Annotated in this window: 19 protein-coding genes; 9 read left to right on the forward strand and 10 right to left on the reverse strand. The window is 41.0% G+C overall.

The genetic code is table 11. The features are described 5' to 3' along the window. Positions 1 to 22 precede the first annotated feature (22 nt). The 8 genes from PHR02_RS06015 (at position 23) to PHR02_RS06050 (ending at position 6,837) form a co-directional block, all read left to right on the forward strand. The gene (locus PHR02_RS06015) at positions 23 to 628 is read left to right on the forward strand and encodes a hypothetical protein (RefSeq protein WP_299990210.1); all 606 of its coding nucleotides are present in this window, start codon (positions 23 to 25) and stop codon (positions 626 to 628) included. 189 nt (positions 629 to 817) lie between these two features. Next, a complete protein-coding gene (locus tag PHR02_RS06020) occupies positions 818 to 1,069 on the forward strand; it encodes a type II toxin-antitoxin system Phd/YefM family antitoxin (protein ID WP_299990212.1) in 252 nt (83 codons plus the stop codon). After that, positions 1,062 to 1,457 (forward strand): PIN domain-containing protein, encoded by a 396-nt coding sequence (locus PHR02_RS06025; protein WP_299990214.1) that lies wholly within the window; start codon positions 1,062 to 1,064, stop codon positions 1,455 to 1,457. The genes PHR02_RS06020 and PHR02_RS06025 overlap by 8 nt, the downstream gene beginning before the upstream one ends. Before the next feature lie 109 nt (positions 1,458 to 1,566). Then, complete coding sequence (locus tag PHR02_RS06030) at positions 1,567 to 2,673, forward strand: response regulator (protein WP_299990216.1); 1,107 nt, start codon at positions 1,567 to 1,569, stop codon at positions 2,671 to 2,673. Positions 2,674 to 2,740: 67 nt separating this feature from the next. After that, a complete protein-coding gene (locus PHR02_RS06035) occupies positions 2,741 to 3,964 on the forward strand; it encodes an EAL domain-containing protein (protein WP_299990218.1) in 1,224 nt (407 codons plus the stop codon). After that, a complete protein-coding gene (locus PHR02_RS06040; RefSeq protein ID WP_299990219.1) occupies positions 3,961 to 4,962 on the forward strand; it encodes an SPOR domain-containing protein in 1,002 nt (333 codons plus the stop codon). Before PHR02_RS06035 ends, PHR02_RS06040 begins: the two co-directional genes overlap by 4 nt. A 19-nt stretch (positions 4,963 to 4,981) precedes the next feature. Further along, positions 4,982 to 6,214 carry a glutamate-5-semialdehyde dehydrogenase gene (locus tag PHR02_RS06045; RefSeq protein ID WP_299990221.1) on the forward strand — a complete coding sequence of 411 codons (1,233 nt, stop codon included), beginning with the start codon at positions 4,982 to 4,984 and terminating at the stop codon, positions 6,212 to 6,214. After that, a complete protein-coding gene (locus PHR02_RS06050; RefSeq protein WP_299990223.1) occupies positions 6,211 to 6,837 on the forward strand; it encodes an ATP-binding cassette domain-containing protein in 627 nt (208 codons plus the stop codon). The genes PHR02_RS06045 and PHR02_RS06050 overlap by 4 nt, the downstream gene beginning before the upstream one ends. Here the strand turns inward: PHR02_RS06050 and crcB are convergent. The 10 genes from crcB to PHR02_RS06100 form a co-directional block, all read right to left on the reverse strand. Further along, the gene (gene crcB / locus PHR02_RS06055; protein WP_299990240.1) at positions 6,770 to 7,156 is read right to left on the reverse strand and encodes a fluoride efflux transporter CrcB; all 387 of its coding nucleotides are present in this window, start codon (positions 7,154 to 7,156) and stop codon (positions 6,770 to 6,772) included. The two genes, PHR02_RS06050 and crcB, sit on opposite strands and share 68 nt — an antisense overlap. Next, positions 7,125 to 7,757, reverse strand: coding sequence for a lysophospholipid acyltransferase family protein (locus PHR02_RS06060; protein WP_299990225.1), 633 nt, complete (start codon positions 7,755 to 7,757; stop codon positions 7,125 to 7,127). The genes crcB and PHR02_RS06060 overlap by 32 nt, the downstream gene beginning before the upstream one ends. 43 nt (positions 7,758 to 7,800) lie before the next feature. Then, positions 7,801 to 8,955 (reverse strand): hypothetical protein, encoded by a 1,155-nt coding sequence (locus PHR02_RS06065; protein ID WP_299990226.1) that lies wholly within the window; start codon positions 8,953 to 8,955, stop codon positions 7,801 to 7,803. After that, the gene (gene purQ / locus PHR02_RS06070) at positions 8,952 to 9,626 is read right to left on the reverse strand and encodes a phosphoribosylformylglycinamidine synthase subunit PurQ (RefSeq protein WP_299990228.1); all 675 of its coding nucleotides are present in this window, start codon (positions 9,624 to 9,626) and stop codon (positions 8,952 to 8,954) included. Before purQ ends, PHR02_RS06065 begins: the two co-directional genes overlap by 4 nt. Then, the gene (gene purS / locus PHR02_RS06075; RefSeq protein WP_299990230.1) at positions 9,623 to 9,865 is read right to left on the reverse strand and encodes a phosphoribosylformylglycinamidine synthase subunit PurS; all 243 of its coding nucleotides are present in this window, start codon (positions 9,863 to 9,865) and stop codon (positions 9,623 to 9,625) included. The genes purQ and purS overlap by 4 nt, the downstream gene beginning before the upstream one ends. Before the next feature lie 27 nt (positions 9,866 to 9,892). After that, a complete protein-coding gene (gene purC / locus PHR02_RS06080) occupies positions 9,893 to 10,603 on the reverse strand; it encodes a phosphoribosylaminoimidazolesuccinocarboxamide synthase (RefSeq protein ID WP_299990232.1) in 711 nt (236 codons plus the stop codon). A gap of 2 nt (positions 10,604 to 10,605) precedes the next feature. Then, entirely contained in the window at positions 10,606 to 11,928 is a 1,323-nt protein-coding gene (locus tag PHR02_RS06085) for a S41 family peptidase (RefSeq protein WP_299990234.1), read from the reverse strand. A gap of 74 nt (positions 11,929 to 12,002) precedes the next feature. Further along, entirely contained in the window at positions 12,003 to 12,206 is a 204-nt protein-coding gene (locus tag PHR02_RS06090) for an RNA-binding S4 domain-containing protein (protein ID WP_299990235.1), read from the reverse strand. Between the two features lie 96 nt (positions 12,207 to 12,302). Continuing rightward, positions 12,303 to 12,575, reverse strand: a complete 273-nt coding sequence (locus tag PHR02_RS06095; protein WP_015652803.1) for an RNA-binding protein — start codon at positions 12,573 to 12,575, stop codon at positions 12,303 to 12,305. A 175-nt stretch (positions 12,576 to 12,750) separates the two neighbouring features. Further along, on the reverse strand, positions 12,751 to 14,865 hold the full coding sequence (locus PHR02_RS06100; protein WP_299990237.1) for a bifunctional diguanylate cyclase/phosphodiesterase: 2,115 nt from the start codon (positions 14,863 to 14,865) through the stop codon (positions 12,751 to 12,753). A 130-nt stretch (positions 14,866 to 14,995) separates the two neighbouring features. On the opposite strand from PHR02_RS06100, the gene PHR02_RS06105 reads away from it, so the two are divergent. After that, a partial coding sequence (locus tag PHR02_RS06105; protein ID WP_299990238.1) for an ATP-binding cassette domain-containing protein occupies positions 14,996 to 16,010 on the forward strand: 1,015 nt, incomplete at its 3' end.

Raw genomic sequence — 16,010 nt, forward strand, 5'->3', positions numbered from 1 at the left:
TATCTGAATAAAGGAGACACTTATGAGTGACCTAAAAAGCTTGATTAAAGAATCTAAAGTAATTAAGAAAGATTTAATAGCGTCAACGGTTAGAATGCCAATTGAAATGTATTCGTTTATAGAGGGATTAGCTGATCAATTGACTTTGTCTAAACAAGAAGTTACATTAAAACTGATTGAAGAAGGGATTAAAATTGCAGAAAAAGAACTCAATCTAGATGTAAATGAAGATGAAAAAAGTAACACTTTTCATTTACTTAATACTAACAGACGATATGATGTGAATGATAATGAATACATGCTCAACAATGGTGTAGCTGCTGCATTTTACGATCCATGGAAGTTCAATATTGATCGTATAAAAAAAGGCGATGTAGTATTTCTATATAAAAATGGAGTGGGCATAGTAGCCTATGGAAAAGGTTCTGGACAAAGACTCAAAAAAGATAGATATGGAGATAAAGACGAATGTTACTATCAGGAGTTAAAAGATTTTAAAATTTTGACAAAACCATTAACTGCGATTGAAATAAAGAAAACTTTAGGTCAAAATGTAGTTTTTTTAAGAACTATGTCAGGTATGCCTGATGGTCAGAAAATTATCGACAGAATCAACAAAAAAAATTAATACAGCAAGCACAGAGAAGTTAAAAAAGATACTTAATATAGGTTAATGGGGACAGGCGAATTATGGGATTTATACCGCACCATACAATCCGAAGCTAAAGAGATTGCGATGATTCAGCCTTTGGCATCGTAAGCTGTTTAATTTTCTTTTAACTTATCCAGTTGTATAAATAGACAATAAGGATACAAAATGAACATTTCAGCCACACAACTAAAACAACAAACTTATCTTCTAGACCATGTCAAAGAGGAAGATATTGTCATTACGAAACGTGATAAGCCTTTTGCCGTAGTGGTTGATATCGATCGCTATAAAGCACTTATTCATGATGCGGAGCAATCGAAGAGGGATCAAAAGCTACAAGCACTCTCCTCTTTAGGCTCTTATTCCTTGGGTGGTAAAGGGTACGCGGAGATTAAAACAGAGATGGGAAATGGCTAAACTATTTTTAGATGCGAATATCATCCTTGATTTAATCGACAGTGACCGAAAAGCAGTGGAACTAACTCATCAGTTTATTTCCGATGGGATTATACGTGGAGATGACTATTGCACGAGTTGTGATATCTTCACTACGGTTTATTATGTCGCTTCTAAAAAACTCTCTTCACTTCAAGTAATCGCTGAGTTAGAGAAGATTTTAGCCTTTGTAGAAGTGATTGCTATCGATATAGAAGTTTTGAAAGAGGCAATGAACATTGTTCGAGATAAAGATGATTTTGAAGATGTGTTGCAATACGTGTGCGCTAAAAAGGGTGAGTGCAGTGCTATTGTCACAAATGACAAAGGGTTTTATCGAGGAGAGATAGAGTTAATATCACTGAAATAATTCTTTTCCTTCACATTAGTATCTCAATAGACAATACTATTTTCTGAAAACAAATATTATTTTTTATAAGTAAAATAGTGTATGATTTAAAGAAAAAAAAGAGTATCCAATGTCTAATGAATTTTTACTAGAGATTATAATCACCGTAGCCATCTTAGTAGCCATAATAGTTGGTTACTTTATCTTCAAAAGAAGCTCATCCCCACAACCTCAGAGCAGTACACCCGAAAAAAATGATATACCCGAAGTAGCTACCCAAGAGAAGGTAAACGTAGTTCCACAGATAAACGAAGAGCCGGAAATCGAGCCACTTTCAGAAATTCCCATGTATGGGACAGAAGAGGGGGAGTTTGTCGTCCTAACTCCGACTCCTGAAGATAAAGAGTTAACGGATAGACGAAAAAGTGACAAGACAATCCAAAAACGGCCTGTTCCGAAACATGGACAAATCACAAAACAAAATTTTTCTGAATTTGCCGGTGAGAGAATATTGGTTGCAGAAGACAATATTATCAACCAAAAAGTTCTTTTGGGTCTTTTAGCGGGGAGCGGTATAGAGCTTGTTATGGCCGATGATGGCCAGGAAGCTCTGGATATACTTGAAAATGACATCAATTTTTTAATGATTTTGATGGATGCACACATGCCAAGAGTGGATGGTTTTGAAGCAACGCGGATTATTCGAGCAAATCCGCAGTACGATCACATCGTAGTAGTAGCACTTAGCGGAGATATCGCATCGGATGATATACAAAAAATGAAGAATGCGGGAATGTCAGAACAGTTAGCAAAACCTCTACGAATGGAATCCCTATACGAAATGATCTATGCCTATACGGGAAAAGAAACTCATAATGATGAGTTAATCGACGCTAAAATGGCAAAAAGTTTAGATACGGATGTAGGGCTCCAAACGTGTGGAGAAGATGAAGGTTTTTACCGCGAGATCTTAACAGAGTTTATGAGTGACTATGGCAATTCTTCGGATATTTTAGGAGAGCTTTTACGTTCACATAATCTTTATGATGCGGATGCTCACCTTCTCGATATTATGGGGGTAAGCGCAAACATCGGGGCGCATAAACTCGGAGAAATCGCTTCAAACATGAAATTGGCTCTCAGTGATACGCATGAGTTGAGCTACTTTAGCCTTTTCGATCAGTACAAGGCTCAACAAGCTAGATTGATGCAAGAGATTAAAGAGTATATTGGATAATTTCCCCTTTAGATAACTCCAGTTAACCTTTGTTATAATCTTTATAATATTATTTTTTTGGATACTCATGAGCGATCGCTATATCGGACGACAACCTATTATCAATGCCAACGCTAAAATTGTCGCGTATGATTTGCTTTATCGTGAATCGGGTCATAATGATGATAATGGTTTGACGGCTGCCGTTATCAGTAATCTTTTGATTTCGATGGAGAGTATCCTCGGTAAACATATCGGGTTTATTCGGGTCAATACCGAGTTTCTTCACTACGATGTTATCGATCTCCTTTTACAAGAAAAGGTGGTCTATTCGCTGTTTGCGGATGCGGTGATCGATGAGACGCTGGCGGATCGAATGCGCTATTTGCGTGATCAGGGGTACCGTTTTGCCCTTAATGACTGTATTTTTACCGAAGAGAGCGTGAGCCGATTTGCGTTGATTTTGCCTTCGCTTAATTATATAAAAATCGATGTTACTCAAAGCGATTTGGCATTGGTCGGGCGAAATATTTCTATGTTTCATGAAGTTGGGATCGAAGTGATCGGGACGAAAATAGAGACGCATGATGCGTATGAGCTTTGTCGTTCTATGGGGTTTGATTACTATCAGGGGTATTTTATTTCTGAACCGAATATCGTTAAAAATGCCTCTTTCTCTCCTGAGCAAGAGGGGATATTCCGTTTATGGAACCTTTTGCAAGGGGATAGTGAAATGCCTGAACTGGTGGATGCGTTTCAAAGCAACCATGCCATCAGTCTAAAATTGCTCCGTTTTATTAATTCTGCAGCGTTTTCATTGCGTAATCCGGTTTCATCGATTGAGCAGGTGTTGACCCTCATGGGGCGCGATCCGATCTCTCGCTGGATTATGTTGATGATGTTCTCAGAACAAGGGGGAAGTGAGAAACGGGTTCCTCTCTTGTTAATGGTGGTTCATCGTACGGAGTTGATGAGTGCTCTCGTGCAGGTTATCAATCCAAAAGTGACCAAAAAAGATATTTCAATGGCTTATTTTACAGGGATGCTCTCTTTGGTTCATCTGTTGTTCCATATGTCACAAAGTGATGTCCTCTCAAAACTCAATATTTCGTATGAGATTGAGCAAGCGGTTTTAGAAGGGGAAGGATTCTTTGGAGAGATGCTCGATTTGGTACGCTCCATCGAGATGTTTAATACCGAAGCGATTGAGGCGTATCTGCACACTTTAGGGCTCAAATATGCGATAATAGAGCCAATAATTACGCAGGTTATGGAAAAAGTAAATACTTTTGAAAAGGCGATGGAAGAATGAGAAAAAATGGCTTAACATTTATTGTACTTAGTTGTATGATCCTTTTTAGTGCAATGCAAACTTTTGCGGCTGAGGCAAAAGGGTATAAGATCGTCTTGGCATCATTCGCTAGCTTTGATGAGGCAAAGAGTGCTTTGGAAAAACTGGGTTCTAAGGTGGGTGAGAATGAACTAGTGCTTCAAAAAGAGTACCGTTTTGACATTGTCGCAAGACCATCAGGCAAAGCGTTTATGTTGGCTATTGAACCACTTGAAACCCAGCAGGGGGCGGAATCAGTATTAAAACAGTTTAAAAAACACTATCCTGATGCGTATATCAACGGTTATTTCGGTCCAACACAAGGGGCACTGTTTTTCAAACCAGCGGAGTCTAATAGCCCTACTACAGAGGTGAATGCTACCGAAGCGAATACGACGGCGGAAGCGGTAAAAAGTGTCGAAGAAAATAGTTCTACCCCTGCAACACCGATAGTTAAAACGGCAACGACAGAGGCAAATGTTACAGAGGAAGGATCGGTAAGCGAAGAAGCAAACAGTAATTCGGTTTGGATGATAATCGCTTTAGTCTTGTTCGGTGCCATTGTATGGGGTGTATGGAAAAAAACTAAATCAAAAGAGTCTGTACAAGAGTTCAAAGAAAAATATGAAGAGACTATCCAAGAAGAGGAGAGTGAAGATCGTTTAGAAGTCATAGAGTCAGAAGCATTTGTCACAGTTGATGAAGATGAGACTCCCCCCCCAAGTGAGCCAAAACTCTTTGAACCTGAACCGGATATTTTTTACAAACTTAAAAAGAATATGTTTTTTATAACGTTGATGGGTGAATTAAAAACTGCGGCAGACAATAAAGATGATCAACGATGTCATGATTTAATGGATGAAGTACTCCGTTATCAGAAAAATTTTCGAAAAAGTGACATCATTGCAAAAATGCAAAAATTTATTGAGACAAAAGCGTACGATCAGCTCTCGTCATTTATCAATCGAGAAATTGATTAGACGTTACCAAGGATAGAATATGGAACAATTTTTAGAAAAAGCAAAATCTGCTAGTCGTGTGTTAGCGACGATGAGCGGGAGTGAACGAAATCGTATTTTACGTGAGATGGCGGAAGCACTTCGTTCCAATACAATGAATATTATCGAAGCCAATGCTTTGGATATGCGCAGTGCGGATGAGGGTAATCTAGCCTCGTCGATGAAAGAGCGATTACTGCTGGATGAAAAGCGGATCGAAGCGATGGCAATAGCGATCGAAGAGATAGCCGCACTCAAAGATCCGGTAGGCCGTGTGATCGAGGGGTGGGTCACTGAAGCGGGACTCAAAATCGAAAAAGTGAGCATCCCTATCGGGGTGATCGGGATCATCTATGAGTCACGCCCGAACGTCACCTCCGATACGGCGGCATTGTGTTTTAAAAGCTCGAACGGATGTGTCCTAAAAGGGGGAAAAGAGGCAGAACATTCCAATAAGATCATTGCTGATGTATTACAGCAGGTACTTCTGCGTAACAACCTCCCGAAAGAGCTGATTGCCCTTTTACCGGATGCAACGCGTGAGGGAGTAGCGAAACTGATCAAGATGGATCGTTATGTCGATCTGATTGTTCCGCGCGGCGGAGAAGCACTGATCCGATTTGTGAGCCAAAACGCCAGTGTCCCCGTCGTCAAACACGATAAAGGATTATGTCATACCTATATCGACAAAGGGGCCAATATCGAGAACGCGATAGCGATTGCCCTCAATGCTAAAGTTCAGCGTCCGGGTGTTTGTAACTCAATGGAGACACTCCTTGTCGATGAAGCTATTGCGACAGAGGTTCTCCCGATACTGAAAACGGCGTTTGATCGTGCTCATACTCAGCTAAAAGGGTGTGGATTAACCCGTGAAGTGATCGATATCGAGAGCGCTAGCGAAGAGGATTTCGATACCGAGTATCTCGCCAATATCCTCAATATCCGTGTGGTTGATGGGGTAGAGGGAGCGATCAGCCATATCGTCCGTTACGGTTCAGGTCACTCAGAGGCGATCATCACTGATAACATCACGACGGCGGAACGTTTTATGGATGCCATTGATGCTGCTGCGGTTTATGTCAACGCCTCCACCCGCTTTACCGATGGCGGAGCGTTTGGATTTGGAGCCGAGGTGGGGATTAGTACTAATAAACTCCATGCCAGAGGGCCGATGGGGGTAGAGGGTTTAACTACTTATAAATACAAAGTGTACGGAAAAGGTCAAATTCGTTGAAGAGTGTTTTAGATATCAAAAATATATCTTTTGGATATACTAAAGATATATTTTTATTCAATGAATTCTCCCTCTCCCTGAATGAAGGGGAAATCAAAGCGATAGTGGGTCCCAGTGGTGTTGGGAAATCAACACTCTTTGAACTCATTTTGGGGCACCGTAAACCTCACGTAGGTTCTATACGATCAATGTCCATCTCTCAAGTCTTTCAAGACCCTTACAGCTCTTTTCATCCCACTTACACTATACGTGAGCAAATAAATGAAGTGACATCGATGGAGGGGTATAACGTGTTGTTAGATCAGATGGGATTGGAGGAGTCTCATTTAGATACACTGCCGCACAAGCTTTCAGGTGGACAGTTGCAACGGTGTTCGATTTTGCGTGCATTACTGATGAAGCCAAAATTACTCCTCTTAGATGAGCCGACTTCGGCACTTGATAACCTCAATCAGCTCGATATTATGAAGCTTATTATAAAGCATATTAAGGAGATGGGAGTGTTGCTTATTACCCATGATGGTGATTTGGCACGATGGTGTGCCGATGAGATTATTACGCTAGAAAATGTCGAAACAGATAATAGCCCGATCCTGCCAGTAACACTGAGCCAAAAAGATTAAGTGCCATATTCGTAGCTGCCATAAGGATCTGCCCTCCACTAAGCAAAAATACAGTTTCCATAGCAAACGTAGAATAAGTTGTCAGGGCACCTAAAAATCCTGTCGTTAGAAATGATTTGGCATGAATACTAAAGAGGGTGGTATAGCTAAAATAGGCGAAGAGTACTCCGATGATAAAACTGCCGATGAGATTGACGCCGAGAGTTCCATAAGGTAGTGTATGCGGTAAATGATGGTTGATCTGCCCATTGAGATAGGCACGAACTACCGCTCCTAAAAAACCGCCGCTACCGATAGCGAGGATGGTTTGCCAACTCATCATCATAAACCTTTTGCATGTGGGTGTGAAGTTCGTTTAACCAATCGGGGTTCGATTTATCCGCTATGAACGAATCGAGATAGATAGCAGTAACTGTTCCGGGTCTAAAGTCACGCCGTTTATTACTAAAATGCCACGCTGTTGCGATAAAAACAATGGGTTGAACCTTGAGGTTATATTTGTCGGCAACCATTTTAGCACCTGCTTTAAACGGTTTCATCTTACCGGTTTCGGTGCGGGTACCCTCCGGAAAGATGGTGATAACGCGGCCATGATCGAGTCGGTCTTTACAATCTTTGAGCAATTTTACGAGAGCAGTTTTGGACTCACGCTCCAGTGCGATATCTTTTGGCAAACGGAGAACGAGGCTAAAAAAGGGGACTTTGAAAAGCTCTTTTTTAGCAACCCATGCCAAATCTTTTGAGCTGATAGTCTCCATTATCCCGATATCCATTTCACTTTGGTGATTGAGAAGGAACATTTGTGCCTCAGGATCGGGGTTCCCTTTTACGTTGACAGGGACAAAAGCGAGAATACGGATAAACCATGCACCAATTTTTTGGGCGTAGGGATTAGGAACTAGATAATAAATAGCGATCATTAGCGTCAACCCAGTGAAAATCACGAGGAGGGCGTAGATCCATCTAATTCGAGCAAAGATCACGTTTGTTTACCCATCCGACTTTATCGTTAGTGAGATGTACTTTAATAAAATCGCCGACCTGTTTTTCGGTTTCCAAATGTTCTTCTTGGAGCGTCATTTCAAAAATAGTTCCATTTTTAATTGGAAGCAGGTAAATAGGAGCATCTTTTTTGACACATGTATTTTGATTCGGCAGGAGTGCAAAAATAATGTAAAACATTGGAAGTGCGGCAATGTAGAGATACCATTTTTGGCGTCTCCAATAAAAGAGTCCAAATAGCATGAGCACGACTACGACTGATGCACCCACTTTTAGTTCGGTATGGCGTGCATCTGTTGGTGATAGGTCACTCTGACCGGTAGATACCGTATCATCATCAACAATAATAGGGATACTTAATGCTTCATAGCGTTGTTTTTTGAGATTGAAATAAGAGAAACTAAGAGTCTGTTCAGTGTTTGGAATAATAACATAATAAGTCATTTGTGATTCGCCGACATTGGAAAGTTTTGACTCAAACCCTTGTTTAATCGCATTAGGAAGCGAAAAATCGTTAATATTACAACGTAAAGCTTTAACGGTAAAAATAACCACATTGCTCTGATTGTTGTAAGGAGTCGTTTTATAGTTTATAACCTCAAATTTATCGGCTAAAACATTAGCGAACCCTGTAGGCGGGCTTAGAGTAGTAGCACTTAAAGAACTACCCGTTAGGGTTTCAGAGGTAGAGCCATTAGAGGTGAGAGTTGCGGTAACATCTGGAAAACGTACAGATGAAGATTGTACTAAAAAATAGAAAGTATCGTAAACACCATCTTCCTTGACATTTCTGCGAGGTGTATCGCTAAAAATGCGGATACCTTCTTCATTTTGTAGCGTATATTCAATAGTCCCTGATGCAATATCAATGGGGGTCAGTTTAACGCTGAGCGCAATAATCTCACCGACATAAGGGCGTGTTGGAAGATTACTAAACTCCAGAGTGAGTCCCGAAGAGGAAGTGATACCTGAAAAAAGAGTATCGATGTCGGAGGTAGGAGCTTCCTCTGGTATTGGGGCTTCTTCGGTAGGGGAAGATTGAATATCAGTGAGAACGGAAGGTTCCGCTAAAAGAATTTGTCCTAAAAGGAAAAAGAAAAGAGCTAAAGCTTTCAACTGTTTATAAACCCTTCGAGCATTGCTCTTCCATCATCAGAACCTAGAAGTGTTTCCATCGCACGTTCCGGATGGGGCATAAGACCGAATACATTTTTAGCTTTATTGCAAATCCCGGCGATACTGTCGACTGAACCGTTCGGGTTGTCGATATTTCCTGATTTATCACTATAGCGCAGGAGAACTTGGTTGTTTGCGTAAAGCTCATTTAATCCTTCGCTATCGATGTAAAAGTTACCGTCATGGTGAGCGATAGGGATATTAACCACTTGATCTATTTCGCAGTGACGGAGGAAACCGTTGTCGTTGTTGATCACTTTGAGATGGTGGTGGCGAGAGATAAAATGGAGTCCCTCGTTACGTTTTAACGCACCCGGAAGGAGTCCTGTCTCGGTTAACACTTGAAAACCGTTACAAATACCTAAAACTTTTCCACCGTTGTCGGCATAAATTTTTAGAGCTTTCATAATTGGAGACATTTTGGCAATGGCACCGCTTCGGAGATAGTCACCGTAGCTGAATCCTCCGGCAACGACAACGAGATCTGTCCCCTCTGGAATAGAATCTTCTTTGTGCCAAAGAATTTGCGTTTCACATCCTAGTGCGGTAAACGCATGTTGCGTATCATACTCACAGTTGGTACCGGGAAACTGAACAATACCTACTTTCATGCTTGGATCTCAATGTCGTAATCTTCGATAACCGTGTTAGCCAAAAGCTCTTCACACATATGGGCAACTTTCTCTTTCGCGACAGATGCATCAGACTCATTCATCTCAATAACAATCTGTTTACCGACACGAACATCTTTAACGCTTTCGAAGCCATGACCGCTAAGCGCATGTTGGACGGCTTTACCTTGTGAGTCTAAGACTCCATTTTTTAAAAATACGTTAATAATTGCTTTCATCTTATTCCTTTGATATCTCTCGTGTGATCAGTTTAAAATTCGGTTCAAAACTTCTTCGTAAGCGACTTTTAGGCCACCTAGTCCTTGGCGAAAACGGTCTTTGTCCATTTTTTCACCTGTTTCTAAATCCCAAAAACGGCAGTTGTCTGGGCTGATTTCATCGGCTAGGATGATTTTTCCATTTTCATCACGTCCGAATTCGAGTTTGAAATCGACGAGGTTAAGCCCTTTTTCATGGAAATAAGGACGAAGGATCGAGTTTACTTCACGTGCCATTGCTCGGAGTTGATCGAGTTCCGCTTCGTTTTTAACGAGGTTGAGGATAAGACAGTGCTGATCGTTGAGTTTCGGATCACCGAGGGCATCGTTTTTGTAATCAAATTCGACGAGTGTAAACGGAAGTATGGTTCCATCGGCAATACCGAGGTTTTTACTGAGACTTCCGGTTGCAACGTTACGGACGATTACTTCGATGAGGATAATGTCTACTTTTTTGCAAAGCATGTTGTTATCATCAAGCATCTCTACGAAATGAGATTCTACTCCGCGAGAAGCGAGCATTTTAAAAAGTTCGGTTGAAATTTTATTGTTCAACGCCCCTTTTCCTGCTTCATTGTCTTTTTTTGCGCCGTTAAAAGCGGTCAGATCATCCTTAAATTCCGCAATGACCAAATTGGTATCGTCGGTGTTAAAGAGGCGTTTAGCCTTTCCTTCGTAGATGAGATCGCGTTTTTCCATGGTTATTTTCCTTTGACTATGATTAGAGCTTTAATGATGTCGACACCCTCTTTGAGCTGAATATCTTTGTTCAGCTGATCGGGGGTAATAATAGTTTTGTTGGTAGCATTCGCTTCGGTGACGTCGATCATGCCGTCATTTTTTTCGAGTTCAGATTCGAGATGTTTTTTCAAATCGGCCTCTTTGATATTGAACGCTTTATCGTGATTTTTGATCTCACCGGCGATCACTTCGATATCCGGAGCAACACCGACAGCTTGAATGGTACGTCCGCTAGGGAGGTAATAGCGTGCAATTGTCAGTTTAATCGCTTCGGTTTCGGTAACCGGCATTACAACCTGAACAGATCCTTTTCCGAAAGTTTTTTCTCCGACAATAACAGCTCGTTTGAGATCTTGCAAAGCACCACTTACTATTTCAGATGCACTTGCAGAACCTTCGTTAACCAATACTACAAGAGGAAGGTCTGTAATGGTGGCACTTTTGGTGGCACTGTAAGAAATGTCATCAGCTTTATTCCGCCCTTTTTGAGAGACAATCACCCCTTCATTAACAAATAAATCGGTTAGCTCAACTGCTTGATCAAGAAGGCCGCCTGGATTATTACGAAGATCTAAAACAATTCCTTTGCTTTTTGCAGCATGTTTTTTGATCGCTTTTTTAACATCGGTGGCAACTTTTTTGTCAAAACTGGTGACGCGGATGTAGAGAATGTTGTTTCCAATAATTCGGGTATAAACAGACTCAACGGTGATAATGTCGCGGATGATATGAAATTTGAGAGGCTCAGCTGCACCTTTTCGGACGATGGTAAGATCGATCGGTGTTTTTGGGACGCCACGCATAACCCCAACTGCATCATCAATTGTCATGCTTAGGGTGGCTTTGTCATTAATTTTCAAAATAATATCACCGGCTTTAATTCCTGCTTTATCAGCAGGTGTCCCCTCGATCGGTGCAATTACGGTGAGTGCGTTATCACGCATTCCAACGGTAATCCCTAATCCGCCGAATTCACCGTCAGTTTGCGTTTTAAGATTATCGTAACTTTTTTTATCCATGTAGTTAGAGTGGGCGTCGAGGTTGGAGAGCATCCCTTGTAGGGATTTATCGATGAGCTGATCGATACTGAGACCATCAACGTTATATTGCTCAACAATGCCCAAAACTTTGGTAAATTTTGCCAAGGATTGGAGTCGTGAGGCTTCTACAGAGGCTTCAGCTGAATCTGCCGTATTGTTTTTTGCTAACAAAGAGGTAGAGAGGGCTACGCTTATTGCTACGGCGCTGATAAAACCGACAACCATCATTTTTGTGTTTTTCATACGTTTTTGAACCTCATGCAGAGCCATTAATAAGATCAGGAATTATAGTGAAAACTTCATTAATAAACAATGACCTAGATCACTTCAATAACGACATCTCCGATCGTTATTTTTTCCCCTTTAATGATTTTTGCCCGTTTGCGTGTTTCAACAACTCCGTTACGGAATACTTGGTCATTCTCGATCAACATCTTTGCTTGTCCGCCGGTATCAACAAGATCGAGAAGTTTAATCAGCTTATGGAGCTCGATAAAAGGTTCGCTAAGAGTATAGGTCATAGTATGTCTTTGTAATAAAATTTATAGATAGTCTATAGGGGAAAAAGGGGGAAATTAAGAGTGGCATGAAAGCCCATAAGGGCTTCATGGTTGTGATTACCAGCGATCGCGTGGAGGGCGTGGAGCGCGTGGACGAGCTTCGTTAACACGAAGTGTACGTCCGCCGAAATCGTTACCTTCAAGAGCTGTGATCGCTTTGTTAGCTTCATCTTGGTTCGCCATTTCAACGAAACCGAAACCGCGAAAGCGGCCTGTTTCTTTATCGTTTACGAACTTAACTGAGCTAACTTCACCGTATTGTCCGAAAAGATCTTTAAGATCATTTTCGTCTTTGCCGTAGGGAATGTTCCCGACATAAATTTGTGTCACATTGTACTCCGTGGAAAAATCGAACTATAACCAGCATAATCCTTGGCACATTCTAGCAATTACAATCTTATGGGAATGTTAAAAATAATTGTATTTTCGTGATTAGTCTAATACCCTTGCTAAAACTATACAAATAACGATTTTATTGGGGCAAACGTGAGGTAAAGGAAGAAGTTTAGATGGTATATCCCAAAGGAAAAATGGGGGTAAAATAAGGCACTTTATCTTCTAGATTTTTGAGAATTTTACCTTTTGGGAGAGGGCGACAAAGATAAAACCCTTGTAGCGTATCAATATTTTTTTCCATTAAAAAATTATAATGAGAACTCTCTTCTACCCCCTCTGCGGTTACCTTCATCCCTAGAACATGAGCAAGATTTGAGATCGCTTCAACGATATGACGGTTAGAAGAGCTCTCAAAAAGAGGTAAAATAAATGATTTATCGATTTTAAGTGTATCGATCGGCAGTTGTGCGAGATAGGAAAATGATGAATATCCTGTCCCAAAATCATCCAGTGCAATCCGAACTCCCCCCTGTTGCAACAGTCGCAGTTGACGCTCAGCAATCTCAATATTTTCCATAACAGCACTTTCTGTCAGTTCCACTTTGATAAAAGAGGTTGGAATAAAGCGTTGATGTAAATACTCTAACAATTCGTTAGCAAATAGTTCTTGGTGAAGCTGTTTGGAAGAGACATTAATTGCAACAAAGAAAGGTTCATCGTATAGCTTCCTAACCGTTTCGATAAAATCACATGCTTGTTTCAGTACCTCTTGCCCGATAACGAGGATATCGCCATTGGATTCAGCCACTGAGATGAAAATATCAGGAGCAATAAAGCCCTCTTTGGGATGTGGAAGTCGCAGAAGTGCTTCATACCCCTCAAGTTGCAGAGTTTTAGTATCAATAAGAGGCTGGAAATAGAGTTCAAAAAGGTTCTGTGAGAGCCCATCACGTATCAGAGCTTCGATGTGTAAATAATCGTGTAACGCTCGTTGCATCGAGGTATGATAATATACAAATTGATTTTTCCCTTTATTTTTTGCTTCATACATCGCGGTATCGGCATGTTTGATTAAATCTTCAACATCGGATGCATCATACGGGTAAAGGACTATGCCGATGGAGGAGGAGAGGTAAAAATCCATTTCATTGACTCTAAACGCTTTTTTGAAGGTCTGAATCAGCCGTTGTGCCATAGCATCAACGCTCAAGGTATCCGCATCCTCAAGTAAAATAACAAATTCATCCCCCCCAAAGCGGGCACAAAAATCATATTTTCCAACACTTTCTCTAAGTCGATTACTCACCTCAATCAAGATCGAATCGCCTATTTTATGGCCCATCGTATCATTGATATTTTTGAAATTATCTAAATCCAAAAACATCAGGGCGAATGGACTGGTTGATGAGTGTTCGAAACGACTTTCAAGCTGAAGTTTTAGTTTTGCACGATTGGGAAGATGGGTAAGGGGATCATGATAGGCTAAAAAAGCGATCTTTTCACTTTGTGCTTTGGGTGCGGTGATATCACTGGTGATACCGATAAAAAGGTGAAGGCTTGGGTGGTGATAAATACGGCTGCTGAGCCAACGTATCTCACCCTCATGATGGAGTATACGAAAGCGAATCTCTTGAGACTGTCCGGGAAGAAGGGTTTCAAAAAACATTTGGACCAGATTGCGATCATCAATGTAGATTTGCTGTTGCCATAATGTGTGGTCGGATAAAAAATTATCCCGCTCAAATCCGAAAACTTTTTCAACAGCACGGTTGACATATCGGAGCGACAGCGTTTGGTTGTCGATGTACCAAATGACTTCGTCGATACTACTCAAAATCTCCTCAAGTTCCTGATTTTTAGAGTTGAGAAGAGATGAGAGTTCATGTGCCTGGAGTTCAATTAGTTCTTTAGAGGTTCGAAGCTCTTTGTTTAAACGGTTTAGATCGGTTTGATTTCGAACATTGACAAAAAAACGGACATAGTCGTTATGTCGAATCATCCGTACACTTTTGACCGCTTGGATTATGGTACCGTTACTGTGAATAAAGTTTGTTTCTGCATCGAGGGATTTTCCTTCCCTCATCACTTTTTCAATACACTTTTGAAAGACATCGATATCGGCTAGGAGACTTAACATATTAAGCCCAAGTAAAATACTGCTCCGAAAGCCTACCATTTCTGAAAAAGCATCATTTGCAAAAAGAATGACACCTCGTTCATCTACCATAACAATTCCATCCGGCAGGTAGTTTAAAACGTCATAAAGAGGGGCTTGGTGTTCCATTAATTCCTATAAAAGTGAGTATTTTGTGATATTGTAATTTGTTATAGTTTAAATCTTGCTTCATCGTATTTAGTAGGGGATTAGAGGAATTTAGATATAATCGCGTAATTTTTATGTAAAGAGTTTTGCAATGGTACAAGTCACTAAATTAACAATGCGCTTCGGCAGTCGAATTTTATTTGAGGGGATTAACCTCAAACTTGACCGTAACAAACGTTACGGTCTTATCGGCGCAAACGGTGCCGGGAAAACAACGTTCTTGAAAATCCTCAGCGGTGAGATCAAAGAGTACGAGGGGGATATCTCCATCGAACCGGGTCTCAAAGTAGGGATTTTAGGACAAAATCAGTTTGCGTTTGAAGATTTCACCATTGCCGATGCGGTATTGTGGGGGAACAAACGTCTTTTTGATGCGATCAAAGAGAAAGAAGATTTGTACGCCAACGGTGATTTCGAAGATGAAAAAACCAATGATCGTCTCGCAGAGTTGGAGATGATTTCGGTTGAAGAAGATCCGACCTATGAGTACGATGTTCAAATCGCCAAAATTTTGGAAAACGTCGGAATTTCGGCAGAAAATCATCAAAACTTGATGTCAAGTCTCCCTTCCTCAGAAAAATTCAAAGTTCTTCTTGCGCAGGTTCTTTATCCGAAACCGGACGTTTTGTTCCTCGATGAGCCTACAAATAACCTCGATATCGATACCATCGGATGGTTGGAGCGTGAGCTTCAACGCCATGAGGGGACATTGGTTATCATCTCGCATGACCGTCACTTTATCAACGCCGTTGTGACCAACATTCTCGACGTCGATTTCCAAAAAATCCGTGAATTTACGGGAACGTATGACGATTGGTATATGGCGTCTACTATCATGGCAAACCAAATGCAGCTTGATCGCGATAAAAAAGTAAAAGAGAAAGAGCAACTCGAAGCGTTTGTTCGCCGATTCTCCGCGAATGCGTCGAAAGCAAAACAAGCAACGTCCCGTCAGAAACAACTCGATAAATTGACGATTGAAGATATCAAACCTTCAAGCAGACGTGACCCAAGTATCGTCTTTAAACCGAAGCGTCCTATGGGGGATGAAGCGTTGCGTGTAGCGAATGTTTCTCACAGCTATGATGATTTAAATGTTTTACGTG

The organism is Sulfuricurvum sp., from assembly GCF_028688295.1.
Classification (GTDB): Bacteria; Campylobacterota; Campylobacteria; order Campylobacterales; family Sulfurimonadaceae; genus Sulfuricurvum.